The 18,027-nt window shown below is 56.9% G+C and carries 12 protein-coding genes; 4 read left to right on the forward strand and 8 right to left on the reverse strand.

What is annotated here, in order from left to right; all coding sequences use genetic code 11:
• Positions 1-83: 83 nt before the first annotated feature.
• From PQR63_RS13110 to PQR63_RS13130, 5 genes are all read right to left on the reverse strand, one after another.
• Positions 84-968 carry a proteasome-type protease gene (locus PQR63_RS13110; RefSeq protein WP_408168342.1) on the reverse strand — a complete coding sequence of 295 codons (885 nt, stop codon included), beginning with the start codon at positions 966-968 and terminating at the stop codon, positions 84-86.
• A gap of 154 nt (positions 969-1,122) precedes the next feature.
• The gene (locus PQR63_RS13115; RefSeq protein WP_408168343.1) at positions 1,123-2,139 is read right to left on the reverse strand and encodes an alpha-E domain-containing protein; all 1,017 of its coding nucleotides are present in this window, start codon (positions 2,137-2,139) and stop codon (positions 1,123-1,125) included.
• Positions 2,140-2,142: 3 nt separating this feature from the next.
• Positions 2,143-3,558 carry a circularly permuted type 2 ATP-grasp protein gene (locus PQR63_RS13120; protein ID WP_408168344.1) on the reverse strand — a complete coding sequence of 472 codons (1,416 nt, stop codon included), beginning with the start codon at positions 3,556-3,558 and terminating at the stop codon, positions 2,143-2,145.
• A 262-nt stretch (positions 3,559-3,820) separates the two neighbouring features.
• Positions 3,821-4,261 (reverse strand): cupin domain-containing protein, encoded by a 441-nt coding sequence (locus PQR63_RS13125; RefSeq protein ID WP_408168345.1) that lies wholly within the window; start codon positions 4,259-4,261, stop codon positions 3,821-3,823.
• A 163-nt stretch (positions 4,262-4,424) separates the two neighbouring features.
• The gene (locus tag PQR63_RS13130; protein ID WP_094565336.1) at positions 4,425-5,078 is read right to left on the reverse strand and encodes a glutathione S-transferase family protein; all 654 of its coding nucleotides are present in this window, start codon (positions 5,076-5,078) and stop codon (positions 4,425-4,427) included.
• A gap of 317 nt (positions 5,079-5,395) precedes the next feature.
• Between PQR63_RS13130 and PQR63_RS13135 the strand changes: the two genes are divergently transcribed.
• The 4 genes from PQR63_RS13135 (at position 5,396) to PQR63_RS13150 (ending at position 13,645) form a co-directional block, all read left to right on the forward strand.
• Positions 5,396-6,622 (forward strand): polyhydroxyalkanoate depolymerase, encoded by a 1,227-nt coding sequence (locus PQR63_RS13135; RefSeq protein ID WP_408168346.1) that lies wholly within the window; start codon positions 5,396-5,398, stop codon positions 6,620-6,622.
• 67 nt (positions 6,623-6,689) lie between these two features.
• A complete protein-coding gene (locus tag PQR63_RS13140) occupies positions 6,690-10,079 on the forward strand; it encodes a transglutaminase family protein (protein ID WP_408168347.1) in 3,390 nt (1,129 codons plus the stop codon).
• Between the two features lie 72 nt (positions 10,080-10,151).
• A complete protein-coding gene (locus PQR63_RS13145) occupies positions 10,152-12,701 on the forward strand; it encodes a circularly permuted type 2 ATP-grasp protein (RefSeq protein ID WP_408168348.1) in 2,550 nt (849 codons plus the stop codon).
• A gap of 2 nt (positions 12,702-12,703) precedes the next feature.
• A complete protein-coding gene (locus PQR63_RS13150) occupies positions 12,704-13,645 on the forward strand; it encodes a transglutaminase family protein (protein ID WP_408168349.1) in 942 nt (313 codons plus the stop codon).
• A 65-nt stretch (positions 13,646-13,710) separates the two neighbouring features.
• Here the strand turns inward: PQR63_RS13150 and PQR63_RS13155 are convergent, their stop codons facing one another.
• The 3 genes from PQR63_RS13155 to PQR63_RS13165 form a co-directional block, all read right to left on the reverse strand.
• Positions 13,711-15,357 carry a methyl-accepting chemotaxis protein gene (locus PQR63_RS13155; RefSeq protein ID WP_408168350.1) on the reverse strand — a complete coding sequence of 549 codons (1,647 nt, stop codon included), beginning with the start codon at positions 15,355-15,357 and terminating at the stop codon, positions 13,711-13,713.
• A gap of 316 nt (positions 15,358-15,673) precedes the next feature.
• Positions 15,674-17,716, reverse strand: coding sequence for a sodium:solute symporter family protein (locus PQR63_RS13160; protein WP_408168351.1), 2,043 nt, complete (start codon positions 17,714-17,716; stop codon positions 15,674-15,676).
• Positions 17,706-17,966 carry a DUF4212 domain-containing protein gene (locus tag PQR63_RS13165; protein ID WP_408168352.1) on the reverse strand — a complete coding sequence of 87 codons (261 nt, stop codon included), beginning with the start codon at positions 17,964-17,966 and terminating at the stop codon, positions 17,706-17,708. The genes PQR63_RS13160 and PQR63_RS13165 overlap by 11 nt, the downstream gene beginning before the upstream one ends.
• Between the last annotated feature and the right edge of the window lie 61 nt (positions 17,967-18,027).

An 18,027-nucleotide genomic window follows, 5' to 3' on the forward strand; every position in this document is an offset into this window, starting at 1 on the left:
GGGTTCGCGTCACCCAAACAAAAACGGCTGCAAGCAATTGCAGCCGTTTTTGTTTGGGTGACGCTTAGCTATTCAGGCAGCGATCAGGTCGGTTGTTGCTCGACATCCGCTTCGCCGTCACCTGCCAGAGTCTGACGCGTTACCGGTTGTGGATCGCGCACTAATGCTTCCGGCGGTTGTACGCGCACCGGTTCGCTGTGATCGACGGAAGAAGACAACACATTGAGCGTGGCTTCCGGCGCGGCATCCCAGACCGGGTCATCAATGGCTTCAAACACACGCTTCAGTTGTGATCCCCAACTGCGGCGGATCATCTGGAAGTACTGATTTTGCTCATCGATGGTGACGAAGCGTGTCACGGCCAGGTCGTTGCTGTTATAGACCAGAAGATCCAGTGGCAGACCGACCGAAATGTTCGACTTCAAGGTCGAATCCATGGAGATCAGCGCACACTTTGCGGCTTCATCCAACGAGGTTTGCGGTGTGACGACGCGGTCGATGATCGGTTTGCCATACTTGGCTTCGCCAATCTGGAAATAGGTGTTTTCGTCGTGCGACTCGATGAAGTTGCCGGCCGAATACATCTGGAACAAGCGGCAACGCTCGCCCTTGATCTGGCCGCCAAAAATGATGCTGACATTGAAGTCGATACCGAACTTGCCCAACTCTTCCGCATCGCGCTGATGCACGGTGCGAATAGCGTCGCCGAGAATTTGCGCGGCTTCATACATGGAGTGGGCAGTCCAGATGGTGCGGCCTTCGGCGTTGGTCTTTTCAGCAACGATCTGGCGGATCGATTGCGAAATGGAAAGATTGCCAGCCGTCATCATCACCATGACGCGTTCGCCCGGATTCTCGTAGACGTTCATCTTGCGGAAAGTGCCGATATGATCGACACCCGCATTGGTCCGTGAGTCGGATAAGAAGACCAGGCCTTCGTTCAGGCGCATGGCAACGCAATAAGTCATGATGTGAGCTAAAAATGTAAAAGCCGAATTTTACAGGAAGCCCCGCCGACGCTGCGCGTGGGCGGGGCCAAATGTCGTGGTCCTGACACATTATCGGCAAATTTCAGATAATTCTTAAGTGTCTCCGAGCATCAAATTGGCAAAATGATAAAAATTATGCTGCCAAAGGAACAAGAAAGTCTTTGCTGATGCGATTTCCCAGCTCAAAGATGCGTTCAAGAAACACAGTCAGGTAATCATGCAGTCCGGCATCCAGCACTTCTTCGATGCGGCTGAATTTGAGATCTGCGTGAAGTTTGCCGGCAAAGCGCTCGGTGTCGGCGGAAACATCGTTGTGCACGTGCTTCAGATTGCTCAGCACCTGATCCATGCAAGCCGCCAGCGAACGCGGCATGTCGGCGCGCAGGATCAGCAATTCGGCAACGCGTTCCGGTGTAATCACATCGCGATAGACCTTGCGATAGATTTCGAAGCCGGATACCGAGCGCAGGATCGCCGCCCAGTAATAGAAGTCGATCTGGCTGTCCTGACCCTTGTGGTCTTTGGTCAGCAAACTTTGACTCAATTGGGTTGATTGCTGGTTTTGCTGTTGGCTCTGTTTGGCGGCCACTTCCTTGGCGCCGTGGAATTTGACGTCAATGATACGGGCGGTGTTGTCGGCGCGTTCGAGGAAGGTGCCGAGGCGAATGAAGTGGAATGCTTCATCCTTCAGCATCGTACCGATGGTGACGCCGCGCGACAGATGCGAGCGGTGTTTGACCCACTCGAAGAAATCACTCGGATTTTGCTCCAGCGCGTCCGTCTGCAGATAACCCTGCATCTTGATCCAGGTGGCGTTCTGGATTTCCCATGCTTCTGTCGTCAATGCGCCGCGCACGGCACGCGCATTTTCACGCGCCTGCTTGAGGCAGGAGGCGATCGAAGAAGGATTGCTCGGATCACGCACCATGAAGTTGATGACGTCTTTTTGGGTCAGTGCATCGTACTTCTGGTTATAGCCATACAGCAGCTCCGAGATGCCGAGCACGGCGCGCCAGCCTTGTTCGGCGTCGTCGATCGATTGCGGCAGCAAAGCGGTTTGTACGTGCACGTCCAGCATGCGTGCGGTGTTTTCGGCGCGTTCGGTGTAGCGCGCCATCCAGAACAGGTGGTCAGCGGTGCGGCTCAACATATTTTATTTCTCCAGAATCCAGGTGTCCTTGGTGCCGCCGCCTTGCGACGAATTCACCACCAGCGAGCCTTCCTTGAGCGCCACGCGCGTCAGGCCGCCCTTGACCATCGAGACGGTTTTCCCCGACAGCACGAAGGGACGCAAGTCGAGATGGCGTGGCGCAATGCCGGATTCGACATAGGTCGGACATACCGACAAGGCCAGCGTCGGCTGAGCGATATAGCCGTCAGGCTTGGCGATGACACGCTGGCGGAAGTCTTCGATTTCCTGCTTGGTCGACGCCGGCCCGACCAGCATGCCGTAGCCACCTGCACCGTGGACTTCCTTGACGACCAGTTTTTCCAGATTGGCGAGCGTGTAGGAAAGATCTTCCTTTTTGCGGCACTGATAGGTCGGGACGTTGTTGAGGATCGGCTCTTCGGACAGGTAAAACTTGATCATGTCCGGCACATACGGATAAATCGATTTGTCGTCCGCCACGCCGGTGCCGATGGCATTGGTGAGCGTGACCTTGCCGGCGCGATAGGCCGACAGCAAACCAGGTACACCCAGCGACGAATCGGCGCGGAAGGCCAGTGGATCGAGATAATCGTCATCGATGCGGCGATAGATCACGTCGACACGTTTCGGCCCGCGCGTGGTGCGCATGTAGACCGTGTTGTCCTTGACGAACAAATCTTGTCCTTCGACCAGCTCGACGCCCATTTGCTGCGCCAGGAAGGCATGTTCGAAATACGCCGAGTTGTACATGCCCGGCGTCATCACCACGACGGTCGGATCCACCACGCCGACCGGTGCGACGGAACGCAGATTGTCGAGCAGCATGTCAGGGTAATGATCAACCGGCGCAATCTTGTGTCGAGTGAACAGTTCAGGGAACAGCCGCATCATCATCTTGCGGTTTTCCAGCATGTAAGACACACCGGAGGGCACGCGCAGATTATCTTCCAGCACGTAGAACTCGCCTTCGCCGGCACGCACGATGTCGACGCCGGCAATGTGCGCATAGATGTCGGAGGCCACATCGACGTCTTGCATCTCGGGACGATATTGCGCGTTCTTCAGAATCTGCTCGGCGGGAATGACGCCTGCCTTGATGATTTTCTGACCGTGATAAATATCATGGATGAACATGTTCAGCGCTTTGACGCGCTGCACCAGACCGGCTTCCAGTTTGGACCATTCAGCGGCATGGATGATGCGCGGAATAATGTCGAAGGGGATCAGCCTTTCCGTACCTGCATCGTTGCCGTAGACCGCGAAGGTAATGCCGACGCGACGGAAGATCAGGTCGGATTCTGCGCGCTTGCGAACTATCGTTTCAGCGGATTGTGCGGAGAGCCAGGCAGCAAATTCATCATAATGCTTGCGTACGGAAACGGCTCCATCGGAATACATCTCATCGAAAAAATTTGCCATAAATTTGCTTCATTTTCTGGTGCTGATGCTGGGGGATTTTGAGGCTTCTAATCAAGCGAATATTATTTGTAGAATCGTATTGGCCGGCATCCTCATCGCTGGTGAACGTAGACACAGACTATCACGCCATTTCCATTTTTGGACAGCGAAAATTGCGTAAGGTCGGGGCTTCGATTCGTGCCAGCGATGGCCGCCTTAACAGGGGATGGATCGTTGAAAATGCAGTTTTCCTTTCAAAGCAGAGATCGCGAAGAGATCAGATTCATGCCCAAGGCGTCGGCGCGGGAACGGCGCACGGCGCGGGCATGTCGATAGTGGTGAAGTCGGCCGGACTGACGATTTCCAGATATTCCATATCCGGTGAATAGTCGAACAGAAAGTGCACGATGCCGGGTCGCTGGTGTACGCAGTCGCCAGTCTTCACCAGCGTTACCTGATCCTCATACATGAAGCGCGCCCAGCCTTTGAGCATGATCACGATATGAAAATTAGCTTCGTGCCGATGCCAGCCGGTACCGGCCTCCGGCGCCATGTTGGCCTTGACCAGTTGAGCGATCACCTGACCGCCGGTGGCTGCCGCAATACCCAGATCCCGATATAGGAAGAAGTCGCGCAAGCCGCCGGATTCAAACGGCGTGTCGCCCTCGCTGACATGAGAAAACACGTTCAAAGCTGTCGGATTTGTTTCGGCTATCGTATTCATCACACTGATCCTTTCTGCGGCGTCCCGCATTTGACGCGATTGAGAATAACGTTGCTGGTGCTGTCTCCTCTTGTTCTTCCCGGTGAGGCCTTGTATAAAACTTCCGTCACGACTTCCATCGCAACTTCACAACATCTGCCGATGCTGCGGCTTAAATTGCGGCTTAAAATTCCACATCCAATTCATCGATATCTTCCGGCTCTTTCTGTGCTGCGGCAATCCATTCCTTCATTTCCGGCATGGCCATGATGCGCTTGCTGTAGGCCGCGCAGATCGGCTCCAGCGTGACGTCATAGGTGATGAACCGCGTGATCACCGGCGCATACATGGCGTCGGCCATGGTGCGTTCGCCGAACAGGTAGGGGCCGCCATAAGTCGCCAGGCATTCTTTCCAGATGGTGGTGATGCGCTGGATGTCGGCCTGTGCGCGTGACCAGACTTTGAAGTTGGGGAAGTGCGCCTTGAGGTTCATCGGCAGTGCCGAGCGCAGGGCGCTGAACCCGGAATGCATCTCGCCGCAGATCGCGCGGCAATGCGCACGGGCGGCCTGATCTGCCGGCAGCAGCTTGGCGGCGGGGCGGATCTCGTTGAGGTATTCGGCAATGGCGAGGGTGTCCCAGACAAAGATGTTGCCATGCTTCAGGCTGGGTACAAGAATGGATGAAGACAGCAGCAAGATTTCGGCGCGTGCATCGGGATCGTCCGGTGAGACGATGTCTTCCTGAAACGGCAAGCCGGCAAATTTGGCAAGCAACCAACCACGCATGGACCACGAAGAATAATTCTTGCTGGTGATGCGCAAAGTCGTTTTAGGCATGTCAGTCCTTTATGTGTATGTGTGCTTCTGACTTTGGCGCGTCGATACCTTGACGCGCAGTTTGCGTGGACGCGTCTGTGTTTCTGTGTACTTTCTGACCTGCTGCTTTTGGCTGCGGTCTTGCAACACGTGTCTTGCCGCATGTTCTGTAACCCTCATCAGAGGCGGCATGGTGTTGCATATTCGGTACTTGCAAAGGGCGTGCCAGCGACGCGCATCAGAAAGCGAATAGACATACCGTGTGGAAGGTGGTGGCGATCAGTGGCATGCATATTGCATCGATGGCAGTACTGGTGAGAACAGAGGGAATGGGTTCTATGACAAATATTTACCAGGCATATCAACAATACGCCGATGCCACCGATCCACTGCGGGCTTCGGCACGTGCAGCCGCACCGTTTCTGGGGCATAGCTGGCCGGGCTTTCCGTCCAGCCTGACGTTGCGGAAAATGTCTGCCGCTTACGAAGTATTTGCCCGTACGCAACTTACGCATGTGCGTCCACCCTTCGATATCGATAGCGTGGAGGATGGTGGTCGCACCGTTGCGGTGCAAGAGCAGGTGGTCGATCAGACGCCATTCTGCACGCTGCTGCGCTTCCGCAAGGAAACCGCCGCCGAGCAGCCCGCCGTCTTGCTGGTGGCGCCGATGTCCGGGCATTTCGCCACCTTGCTGCGCGGCACCGTCAAAACCTTGCTGCGCGATCACGACGTCTACATCACCGACTGGCACAACGCTCGTGATATCTCGCTGGAGCATGGCCGTTTCGGCCTTGACGAATACGTCTCTCACCTGATTCGCTTCCTGCAGACCATCGGTCCCGGCGCGCACATCGTTGCGGTCTGCCAGCCGACGGTGGCGGCAATTACGGCGGTGGCCGTCATGGCAGAAGACAATGACGCCGCCCAGCCACGCAGCATGACGCTCATGGCCGGCCCGCTCGATACGCGTGTCAATCCGACAACCGTCAACGAACTCGCCAAGAGTAAGCCCATCGAGTGGTTTGAGCAGAATCTGGTCAGCACCGTGCCGGCACGCCATCCCGGCGGCGGGCGGCGTGTTTATCCCGGATTCATGCAACTGGCGGCATTCATGAACATGAATATCAATCGCCACGTCGACGCATTTCGAAATCTATACAACTATCTCATCGAGGGGGAGAGCGAAAAAGCCGAGGCAATCAAGGTGTTTTATGAAGAATACTTCGCCATGTCGGATCTGCCGGCGGAGTTTTATCTGGAAACGGTACGCATCGTGTTCCAGGAGCATGCGCTGCCGCTCGGACTGCTGGAGTACAAAGGCCGTCCGGTCAATCTCAAGGCGATCCGGCGCACTGCATTATTCACGGTAGAAGGTGAAAAAGACGATATCTGCGCCGTCGGCCAGACCGTCGCTGCACAAGATATGTGCAGCAGTATCCGCCCCTACATGCGTTTGCACCATGTGCAGACAGCGGTCGGACACTATGGCGTATTTAATGGACGCCGCTGGGAAAATGAAATCTATCCACGCATGCGGGATTTCATTAATATGCACCACAGGTGATCATTCCCTCGCGCAACCCAATCAACTGTAGTCCATCAGCTCAACTTGTTTGTTGTAAAGGATCTTCATGTCAATTCATGTGGCGCTGAACCATGTCACGTCTTACCGTTACGACCGTGCTATCAATCTTGGACCTCAAATCGTCCGTCTGCGGCCCGCCCCGCATTGCCGTACTCGCATCCTGAGCTATTCCCTGCGCATCCTGCCGGAACCGCATTTCATCAACTGGCAGCAGGATCCGCAAGCCAATTACATGGCGCGTCTGGTCTTTCCGGAAAAGACCGAAGAATTCCGTATTGAAGTCGACCTCGTGGCCGAAATGTCGGTCATCAATCCCTTCGACTTCTTTCTCGAACCGTATGCCGAGCAAATCCCGTTCGAATACGCTGACGAATTGCAAAATGAGTTAGCGCCATATCGAAAGACTTTGCCGCTGACGCCGCTGTTTCAGAAGCTGCTGGACAGTATTCCGCGTGAAAAAGTGCGCAGCGCCGATTTTCTGGTGGGTTTGAATCAAAAGCTGGCCGACCTCGTCGATTACACCATCCGCATGGAGCCGGGCGTGCAGACGCCGGAAGAGACGCTCACCATCGGTTCCGGTTCCTGCCGCGACTCGTCATGGCTGTTGGTGCAGTTGCTGCGCCATCTTGGCCTGGCTGCGCGTTTTGTCTCCGGTTATCTGATCCAGCTCACCGCCGATCAAAAATCGCTCGACGGCCCGTCGGGCCCGGAAGCCGACTTTACCGACCTGCACGCCTGGTGCGAAGTTTATCTGCCGGGCGCCGGTTGGGTCGGTCTCGATCCGACTTCCGGCTTGTTCGCCGGCGAAGGCCACATCCCCTTGTCCTGCACGCCGGAGCCGTCATCGGCCGCGCCGGTCAGCGGCATGGTCGATCCTTGCGAAGTGGAGTTCGAACATTCGATGAGCGTGTCGCGCTTCTGGGAAGCGCCGCGCGTCACCAAGCCCTATACCGAAGCGCAATGGAGCGAGATCGAAGAACTCGGCCACGCCATCGACGACGATCTCGACGCACTCGACGTACGCCTGACCATGGGCGGCGAGCCGACCTTTGTGTCGCTCGATCATCCGGACGAGCCGGAGTGGAATACCGCCGCGTTGGGTGATACCAAAAAACCGCTGGCTGCCGATCTCTACCATCGCATGCGGCAGAAATATGCCGTCAAGGGTTTGCCGCATTTCGGCCAGGGCAAGTGGTATCCCGGCGAGCAACTGCCGCGTTGGGCGCTCAATTGCTACTGGCGCCGCGACGGCCAGCCGATCTGGAATAACCGTGATCTGATCGGTGACGAAACCACGCCGAACGTCACGGACGACAACATCACCGAGACTTTCCTCAAAGGCGTTGCATCGCGCCTGTCGCTGGACGGCAAGCATGTGTTTTCCGCCTATGAGGACGTGTTCTATTACATGTGGCGTGAGCGCCGTTTGCCGGGCAACGTCGATCCTTTCGATTCCAAACTGGAAGACAAGCAAGAGCGTGCGCGATTGCTGCGCGTGTTTTCGCAAGGTCTCGACAAGGTCGCCGGCCATGTGTTGCCGGTGGCGCGACGGCCTGACGAAAGCGGTTGGCAGACTGGCGATTGGTTCCTGCGCAGCGAGCGCTGCTATCTGTATCCGGGGGATTCGCCGCTGGGTTACCGCCTGCCGCTGGATTCGCAGCCTTGGGTGACGTCCACCAACTATCCGTATGTCTATCCGGAAGATCCGTCGCAACAATTCCAGGCACTGCCTGCTGCTGCGGATATTCGCCTGCAATACACCAAACGTCCTTCGCTGACCGGAGCTACCTCGGTTTCTTTCCTGCAGGACTACTACGCCACGCTGCGCGGCGCGGTGACCGGTAATGGCAAAGGCAGCGGCAATGGTGCACGTGCCGGAACAAGCGGTGGCGTTCCGGGTGCCTTTGAATCGGCAGACTGGATCACGCGCACCGCCTTGTGCGCCGAAGTACGCAACGGCGTGCTGTATCTGTTCATGCCGCCGCTGGCCAAGATGGAAAGCTATCTTGAGCTGGTCGCCGCCATCGAAGCGACGGCAGAAGAACTCAAACAGCCGGTGTTGATGGAAGGCTACGAGCCGCCGCACGATCCGCGCATCCGCAAATTCAGCGTCACACCGGACCCGGGCGTGATCGAAGTCAATATTCAACCGGCATCCAACTGGACGGAACTGGTTGATCAGACCACGCACCTGTACGAAGCCGGCCGCGAATCGCGACTGACGACCGAGAAGTTCATGCTCGACGGTCACCATTCAGGCACGGGCGGCGGCAACCATATGGTGATGGGCGGCATCACGACGAGCGATTCGCCTTTCCTGCGCCGTCCGGACGTGCTGCGCAGCCTGATCAGCTACTGGCACAACCATCCGTCGCTGTCGTACCTGTTCTCCGGCATGTTCATTGGCCCGACCTCGCAGGCGCCGCGTATTGACGAAGCGCGCAACGATTCCACCGTGGAAATCGAATTGGCCTTTGCCGAAATGGAAAACCAGATCGCCAAGGGCGGTTGCCCGCCGTGGCTGGTCGATCGTCTGCTGCGCAATCTGCTGATCGACGTGACCGGCAATACACATCGCGCGGAATTCTGCATCGACAAACTCTATTCACCCGACAGCGCCACCGGCCGTCTCGGCCTGCTGGAGCTACGCGCTTTTGAAATGCCGCCCCATGCGCGCATGAGCCTGACGCAGCAACTGTTGCTGCGTGCATTGGTGGCGCGTTTCTGGAAGACGCCGTACAAGCCCCAGCGCCTGGTGCGCTGGGGTACGGAACTGCATGATCGTTTCCTGTTGCCGCATTTCATCTGGCAGGATTTCAGCGACATCATGGACGACATGCAGGAAGCCGGCTATCCGATGCAGGCGGAATGGTTCGCACCGCACTTTGAATTCCGTTTCCCCAAGATCGGCGACTTTGCCGTCAAGGGCATGGCGCTGGAGCTGCGCACCGCGCTGGAACCTTGGCACGTGCTGGGCGAGGAGGGAAGTTCTTCCGGTACGGCGCGTTACGTCGATTCCTCGCTGGAGCGGCTGCAGGTCAAGGTCAGCGGCATGGCGAAGGATCGCTATGTGCTCACCTGCAACGGCGTGTCGGTGCCGCTGCAACCGACCGGCATCGTTGGCGAGTTCGTCACCGGCGTGCGTTATCGCGCCTGGCAGCCGCCATCAGCCTTGCATCCGACCATCGGCATCGACTCGCCACTGACCTTTGATCTGGTGGATACCTGGAACGGCCGCAGCCTGGGCGGTTGCCAGTACCACGTGGTGCATCCGGGCGGCCGCAGTTACGAAACCTTCCCGGTCAATGCTTTCGAAGCGGAAAGCCGTCGTCTCGCACGCTATTTCCGTCTCAACCACACACCTGGAAAGATGGAAGTTACCTCTTCAAGACCGTCAATCGAGTTCCCATTTACGTTAGACTTGAGACATTTCTAACGCACCTTTTTAGCCACCGCTGTCCGTCATTGCTTCACCGCATGACGGCGGCGGTCGCGCCCCCGGAATTCTATGTATCAGCGCCTCCTGCAAAGCTATACCGCCGACGCCGATCGTTACGACGAGATGCTGGCTGCCGACGGTCGTTTGCGACCGCATTGGCGCACGCTGATCGATCAGCTTGAAAATCTTTCTCCCGAGATGATGCGCCGTCGCGCTGAAGAAGTGCGCGACGCAATTGCCTCCGACGGGATGACATATAACGTCTATGCCGACCCGCAAGGCGTCAATCGTCCGTGGGAACTGGACTTGTTGCCGCAGATCGTCGCCGCCGACGAATGGCAGAAACTGTCGAGCGCGGTCACGCAACGCGCGCGCTTGCTCAACGGCGTACTCGCGGATCTCTACGGCGAGCAGCAATTGCTGGCCGATGGTTTGTTGCCACCGGCGCTGGTGTTTGGCCAGCACGGTTATTTGTGGCCATGCCGCGACGTTCATCCACCTGGCGGCGTGCATCTGCATTTGTACGCGATCGATCTGGCGCGTTCGGCGGACGGTACATGGTGGGTGATTGCCGACCGCACGCAAGGTCCTTCCGGTTCCGGCTATGCCTTGCAGAACCGTCAGATCATGACGCGCGCCTTGCCCGAGGCCATGCGCGACATGCGCGTGCAACCCTTGCTCAATTATTTCCATGCGCTGCATGAATGTCTCACGCGTTTGGCTCCCACGTCCGGCGAGCCGCCGCTGGTGGTGCTGCTGACGCCAGGCCCGTATAACGAAACGTATTCTGAGCACGCCTTTCTCGCGCACACCCTGGGCTTTCCGCTGGTCGAAGGTGTCGATCTGACCGTGCGCGGCGACATGGTTTTCCTGAAGACATTGACTGGCTTGCGACGTGTGCACGCGATCATGCGCCGTCTCGATGATGACTATTGCGATCCGCTCGAACTACGCTCAGAGTCCGCCCTGGGTATTCCCGGTTTGACGCAGGCAGCGCGGTCCGGCAACGTTTTGATCGCCAACGCACTTGGTAGCGGCATGCTGGAATCGACGGCATTGCATGGCTTCCTGCCGGCGATTTGCCAGCGCCTGCTGGGTGAAGAACTGGCCTTGCCGGCGGTGGCATCGTGGTGGTGCGGCGAAAAGCCCGCACTTGAGTACACGCTGGCGCATCTGGAAGAACTGGTGATCATGCCTGCGTTCCCATCGATGCGCATGCAACCCGTATTCGGCCACACCCTGAATGCGCAATCGCGTCGTCGTCTGGTTGAAAGCCTGCAACTGCAGCCGCATGCTTATGTGGCGCAAGAATGGGTACGTCTTTCGCAAGCGCCGGTGCTTTCCCGCAGTGGTGAATACCGGCTCATGAATCGCACCATCAGCCTGCGTGTGTTCGCAGTCTCTGACGGCGAAGGTGGCTACCACGTCATGCCGGGCGGTCTCACCCGTGTAGCGCCGCGCCAGCGTCGGGACGTTGTTTCGATGCAGCAGGGCGGCACCAGCAAGGACGTCTGGGTGCTCGGTGAACGCAACGACGATGGCGAATTTTCCGGTGGCAGCAGCACGGCAGAGAGCGGCGTCGCCGTCGGTCCGGGCGCGATGACGGATCCGGTGTCGCGTACTTCCGATCTGATCCGCACGACTGTGGACGTGTCTTCGCACGCTGGTGAAAATCTGTTCTGGATGGGCCGCTATGCGGAACGTACCGACAATCTGGCGCGCCTGTTGCGCACGACGCTGCAATGCACGACCGAAGCGCAAAGTGAAAATCGTGTGATCCTGCGCAGCGTCAGCGAGGTGTGTATTCGTCTCGGTATCCTGATGCCCAAATCGGAACAGGCACATCCGACCATCACCGCGTTGCAGCAGAGCCTGCAAGCCGCCATCTCGGATCCAAGCGCCAACGTCAGCATCGCAACGCATTTACGTCATCTGCATCACTCCGGCTATCAGGTGCGCGAACATCTGTCGCTGGACAACTGGCACGCGCTCAATCGCATGCCACCGATGGTGCAGGACAAGATCAATTCGCCGACGGCCATGCTGCACGTGTTGAACAGTGTCATTCAGGCCTGTTCAGGGCTGGCCGGTCATGCGCTGGACGACATGACACGTGACGAAGGCTGGCAGTTCCTGATGATCGGCCGCCATATCGAGCGCATGGTGCATCTGGCGACCTTGATCGATCAGTTCATGCAACTCGAACCCGCACGTCAAAACGCGGCACTCACCTGGCTGCTGGAATCATCGAGCAGCATTGTGACCTATCGCGTGCGCTATCGCCGCACGCCGGAATGGCTGCAAGTACTGCATCTGCTGGTCTTCGACGTCAGCAATCCGCACAGCATCGCCTATCAATTCCGCATGCTGCAGCATTACCTGACCGACATCGCGCAGCAGCTCGGTATCTTGAGCATGAATATTCCAGCGCATCTGAGCGATCAGTTGAATAGTTTCGCGTTACCCGATTTCTCTCGCGAGTCGGCAACTGCCGAGGCGGCGAATGCGCGTCTGATGCAACTCATGCGCGAAGCGACTACCGCTGGTTTCTCATTGACCGACGATCTGGCGCGGCATTTCTTCACGCCGCTCAGCGCACCTGTGAGTCAAGGGGTTTAAGCATGAGTAAGAGCAATGCCACCTATCACATCATCCACGAGACCAACTATAAATATGCGGTTCCGGTGCGCTTGTCGCATCAGGTATTGCGACTGACGCCGCGCTCGCTGCCGTGGCAGACGTGCACATCTCATTTCATCAATATCCTGCCCGGCCCAACCAATCTGATCAATCTGTACACCGACAGCTTTGGCAATGCACTGCAGTCGTTTTCTCTTGATCAGGATCACACCAGCCTGGAAGTGTATGCCGAGTCGCGCGTAGAAATTTCACCGCGTCTCCTGCCTGCATCGACGCCACCGTGGGAAGAAGTAGCCGAGACATTGTCCTACCGCGCAGGGCATAGTCTGCCGCCGGACATGCTGGAGGCATCGCGGTTCATGTTTGAATCCTCGCATGTCCGGATCAAGCGCGAATTTGCACGTTACGCGATGGAATGTTTCACGCCCGGACTGCCGCTGTTAGCGGGTGTCGATCGGTTGATGAAGCGCATCTTTAACGAGTTCACATTCGATCCTGAAGCTACCACGGTGTCGACGCCGGTAACCGAGGTGTTCATCAACCAGCGCGGCGTATGTCAGGACTTTGCGCACTTCATGTTGTCTTGTCTGCGGTCACTGGGTTTGTCGGCGCGCTACGTCAGCGGTTATTTGTTGACGCAGCCGCCACCGGGACAACCACGCCTGATCGGCGCTGATGCATCGCATGCCTGGGTGTCCGTATATTGCCCCGGCGCTGATGGTCAGCCGGGCACCTGGATTGATGCCGATCCGACCAATGGTGTTTTTCCCGATATTAGTCACATCACATTGGGCTGGGGACGTGATTTTATGGACATCTCTCCATTGCGCGGTGTCTTGATCGGCGGCGGTCAACAGACGATGGACGTGGCGGTGACTGTGATGCCTGCGGAAGAACGGCCTGATTTTCTGTTCAGCGTATAGAGTCCAAGGATGGCCGATGGCATGCCGTCGGCCATATGTCGTCTGCGTTCAGTTGTCACCTGGCTTCAGGCAAGAGACATATTAAGATTCTTCGGAGGCGTGATATCAATGGTGCGAATCGCATATTCAGGCTCTCTTTGCGCTGAGTCGACAACGAATACTTCGACTGCAGAGTTCAGCTCTCGCGCCTGATCCTGTAAGGATTGGGCTGCTGCCGCGGCTTGTTCGACCAGCGCGGCGTTCTCTTGCGTGGTCTGATCCATTTGCGCCATAGCCATGGTGATTTCATTCAAGCCCACGCTTTGTTCCCTGCTGGCGTGCGTGATGTCGCTGATCACCTCCGCAACATGACGAATGCCGGCAATCACGTTCTGGATCGTCTGGCCGGCTTCCGACACCAGGCGATTGCCGGAATCGACTTTGATGACCGAGTCGTCAATCAGTCCCTTGATCTCCTTGGCCGCACTTGCACTGCGTTGCGCGAGTCCTCTGACTTCAGCGGCAACGACGGCGAATCCACGTCCTTCTTCGCCGGCGCGTGCGGCTTCCACTGCGGCGTTCAGTGCAAGGATATTAGTTTGAAACGCAATCGTATTGATGACGTCGATAATATCCACAATGCGCTTTGACGATGCATCGATGGCGTGCATGGTCTCAACCACCTGTTCAACAATCGAGCCGCCTTGTCCGGCCATGGTGCAAACGTTCGACGCGAGGTTGTTGGCGGTCAAGGCATTGTCAGCGTTTTGCTTGACGGTCGCGGTAAGCTGTTCCATGGCCGCAGCGGTTTGTTCCAGAGAGCCTGCCTGCTCTTCGGTACGCGCTGACAGATCGAGATTGCCTTTGGCGATTTCGGTGGTCGCAACGGAAATTGTCGCCGTACCCTTGCGAACCTTTCGGACGATCGTCAAGAGGCTGTGGTTCATCGACTTCATTGCTGTCAGCAGGCTCGCGACTTCTTCATCTTTGGTGTCGACCGTCGAGGTCAGATCTCCCGAAGCGATCTTTTGCGCGACGGCGGCGGCATAGGTTGGCTCGCCACCGAGTTGATTCAGCAAACTGCGACTGACCATCGCTGCAGCAAGAATGCCGAATACCAGTGCAATGGCGCTCAGTACAGGAATGCCTCGGAGCGCATCCTGAGAAGTTTTTTCCGCTTCTATGCCGGCAGCCAGATTTTGTTTGTCTTCAATAGCGGCCAATGCAGCCAGTGTCGCACGGCGCTGTGCCTGCAACTCAGACAGCGTACCGGTCAAAAATTCTTTGATGATGGTGATTTCGCCCCGATTCGCGTGCTCCCGGAGTTTTTCCAGAAGTGGCGCTGCTTTTGCCGTTTGTGTTTTGATCTCTGCCATCAGCTCACGCTCCGTCGTTGTGGTCTCAGCAAATCTCAAGAATAGCTGTTCCAGACGCTGCTCAGCATCGTGATAGAGCGTGACGTGTTTCTGCAGTTGCGCTGCATATTGTTTGCTGAGTCCGGTGCTTTCTGCTATCGCAATATTGCGAACGACAATGGATTGTTCAAAGAGCTCGGCCCGCATTGCAGACAGGGCGCGAATTTCAGCATTGTTGATATCTGTAATGCGAAGGAGATGTGTATTGACATTCCGCACGCCATACATACCGATGAAACTGATGGACAGCATCAGACACAGAAGCAAACCGAAGCCGATAGTCAGGCGAGTGGAAACTTTCAAATTCGAAAAAAACATTGGATACCCCTAAAATAGTCAGACTGACGCAGGTGCCGCACGCGAATGCGCGACACTATTTTTAAGGGGGTAAGCGAGCGCTTTATGAGCGCCGATCTTCTCTTGTCGACAGCTGAGAACAAAGGAGATGGCGTTTCTTGTAGAGTGGATGTGAGTCTACAAATAGTTTCTTTGCGGCATAACGGACAGATGCAGGGTGATTCCGGGTCTGTTCAACGGTCGTGGTGTAAAAGCCGCACGGAACCGCCATGAGGATGCGGCAGATCTTCAGACGCGTGCGTAGTATGTCTAATTTGCCTTATTTGCCTCACTTGCCTTACGGCGTGCGGATGTGGTCAATCAGCGCCAGCGTCCGTTCATCCGGCGGAGGCGTCAGCAAGCTGACGATGACCAGTGCTGTGACGCCGACCGGCACGCCGAAAATACCGGCCGAGATCGGTGCGATATGGAACCACTGATTTGCGGCATGCCCGCCGAAAGCAGGATGGGTATGCAGCATGTAGTACACGCACATCACAAAGCCGCTGACGATGCCAGCAATGGCACCGGCCTGATTGGCGCGCTTCCAGAAGATGCCAGCCACCAGCGCCGGGAACAGGGTCGATGCCGCAAGTGAAAACGCCACTCCGACCATCGACAGAATGTCTCCCGGTTTCAGCGATGCGGCATAGGCCGCCAGCAAGGCCACCACCAACAGCAGCAATTTGGAAATCGTTACGCGCTTTTGCGACGACGCTGTCGGATCAACCACCTTGTAGTAGACGTCATGTGACAGCGCATTGGAAATCGTCAGTAGTAATCCATCGGCAGTCGACAAGGCTGCGGCCAGACCACCGGCAGCCACCAGCCCTGAAATGAAATACGGTAAGCCAGCAATTTCCGGGGTGGCCAGCACGATGATGTCGCCGTCGAGGGCAATCTCGCCAAGCTGCACGATGTTGTCGTGATTGAGGTCGTTGATACTGACCAGCGGATTGACCTTGTCGATGTTGGCCCAGTAGTAGACCCAGTCAGGCAGGTTTGCATAATTGCTGCCAACCAGCGAGGTATAAATGTCGTACTTCACCAGGATCGCCAGCGCCGGCACCGTGATGTAAATCAGCATGATGAAGAAGAGTGTCCAGAATACCGACTTGCGTGCCTCGTGGACTGTCGGCGTCGTGTAATACCGCATCAGGATGTGCGGCAGCGCGGCTGTGCCGAGCATCAGGCAGAACACCAGCGCGAGAAAATTATTGCGCTTGATTTCGGAGGCTTCTTCGTCCTTGCCGGGGAAGGGTTCGGTCTGCGACACCGGCGGCTGCGCGCGTGCGAGGTTATAGGCTTTGGCGTCGTTCCATTTACGTTCGGCTTCCTCTACCGTTTTCGGATAAGCAGTCAATGCGCGGCTGGCGCTTTTTATGTCCGCTAACGATGCATGGCTGTTGCGTTTGACCTCTTCAATGTGATGTTGCGCATCAATACGGCCTTCTTCCCACGAGCGCGGCAGGTTTTTGAGTTTCTTGTCGAAGTCGTCTGCGCGCGCCTGGAAGATCGCGCTGACTTCTTTTTCTTTCGGATCGTCGGCGATGCGTTTTTCGGCTGCATTCAGTTTGGGCAGTACGGAGCCGTAGGCCACTTGCGGTACGGGTACGCTGGTGTGTTTGGCCGACAGCCAGATGACCGGGATCAGATACGCGAACAGGATGATGATGTACTGCGCCACCTGGGTCCAGGTGATTGCGCGCATGCCGCCAAGGAAAGAGCAGACCAGAATGCTCGCCAGTCCCAGGAAAATGCCGATCGAAAAATCGATGCCGGTGAAACGCGAGGTGATCAATCCGACGCCGTAGATCTGCGCCACCACATAGGTGAACGAAATAATGATGGTCGCGATCACCGCGAGGATGCGTACGAAGTTGCCGCTGTAACGACCGGCATAACGTTCCGCAAGGAAGTCGGCGATCGTGTACTGGCCGAACTTGCGCAGATAAGGCGCGATCAGCAGCGCCACCAGGCAGTAGCCTCCGGTCCAGCCCATGATGTAAGCCAGTCCGTCGAAGCCTTGCAGATACAGTCCGCCGGCAAGACTGATGAAGGTCGCTGCCGAGATCCAGTCCGCCGCCGTCGCCATGCCGTTGAAAAGCGCCGGCACGCGTCTGCCGGCAACATAGTACTCGGGCACATCGGAAGTGCGGCAGACGACACCGATGCCGGCATACAAGGCAATCGTGACAAACATGAACAGATACCCGATCCATGCGCGCGGCATGCCTTCGTGTTCCAGCACCGCCAGCACCAGCAGGAAGAGAATGAAGCCGACCGTGTACCACGCGTAATACTTGCTCAGGCGGCGGAAAAATTGCTTGTTAGTCTCCATGCATCTGCTCGCTGTGAAGGTGCAATCGGCGCTCGGCGCGGCGCATCCAGATGGTGTACACCACGACGATGGCGAGATAGACCAGCATGATGCCTTGTGCCGCCATATAGAACGACAGCGGCCAGCCGAACAGATTGACCCGGTCCAGCTGGCGCGCAAAAAATACGGCAACGAAAGTCACCACAAACCACAGACCCAGCAAGGCCAGCGTCAGCCGGCGTGTCTTGTCCCAATAGGCGGACGGCGTCATGGGCGCTGCAGAAATTGCCGAAGCTGCAGACTCTGAAGGGGAGGATGGTATCTTCTCAGTC

The organism is Herbaspirillum rhizosphaerae (genome assembly GCF_046025915.1).
GTDB lineage: Bacteria > Pseudomonadota > Gammaproteobacteria > Burkholderiales > Burkholderiaceae_D > Herbaspirillum > Herbaspirillum rhizosphaerae_A.

Excerpts from the sequence above, each read along its gene's own strand:
- PQR63_RS13145 (WP_408168348.1), top strand. The coding sequence starts at position 10,152 with ATGTATCAGCGCCTCCTGCAAAGCTATACCGCCGACGCCGATCGTTAC.
- PQR63_RS13110 (WP_408168342.1), bottom strand. The coding sequence starts at position 968 with ATGACTTATTGCGTTGCCATGCGCCTGAACGAAGGCCTGGTCTTCTTA.
- PQR63_RS13115 (WP_408168343.1), bottom strand. The coding sequence starts at position 2,139 with ATGTTGAGCCGCACCGCTGACCACCTGTTCTGGATGGCGCGCTACACC.
- PQR63_RS13155 (WP_408168350.1), bottom strand. The coding sequence starts at position 15,357 with ATGTTTTTTTCGAATTTGAAAGTTTCCACTCGCCTGACTATCGGCTTC.
- PQR63_RS13120 (WP_408168344.1), bottom strand. The coding sequence starts at position 3,558 with ATGGCAAATTTTTTCGATGAGATGTATTCCGATGGAGCCGTTTCCGTA.
- PQR63_RS13160 (WP_408168351.1), bottom strand. The coding sequence starts at position 17,716 with ATGGAGACTAACAAGCAATTTTTCCGCCGCCTGAGCAAGTATTACGCG.
- PQR63_RS13135 (WP_408168346.1), top strand. The coding sequence starts at position 5,396 with ATGACAAATATTTACCAGGCATATCAACAATACGCCGATGCCACCGAT.
- PQR63_RS13125 (WP_408168345.1), bottom strand. The coding sequence starts at position 4,261 with ATGAATACGATAGCCGAAACAAATCCGACAGCTTTGAACGTGTTTTCT.
- PQR63_RS13165 (WP_408168352.1), bottom strand. The coding sequence starts at position 17,966 with ATGACGCCGTCCGCCTATTGGGACAAGACACGCCGGCTGACGCTGGCC.
- PQR63_RS13130 (WP_094565336.1), bottom strand. The coding sequence starts at position 5,078 with ATGCCTAAAACGACTTTGCGCATCACCAGCAAGAATTATTCTTCGTGG.
- PQR63_RS13140 (WP_408168347.1), top strand. The coding sequence starts at position 6,690 with ATGTCAATTCATGTGGCGCTGAACCATGTCACGTCTTACCGTTACGAC.
- PQR63_RS13150 (WP_408168349.1), top strand. The coding sequence starts at position 12,704 with ATGAGTAAGAGCAATGCCACCTATCACATCATCCACGAGACCAACTAT.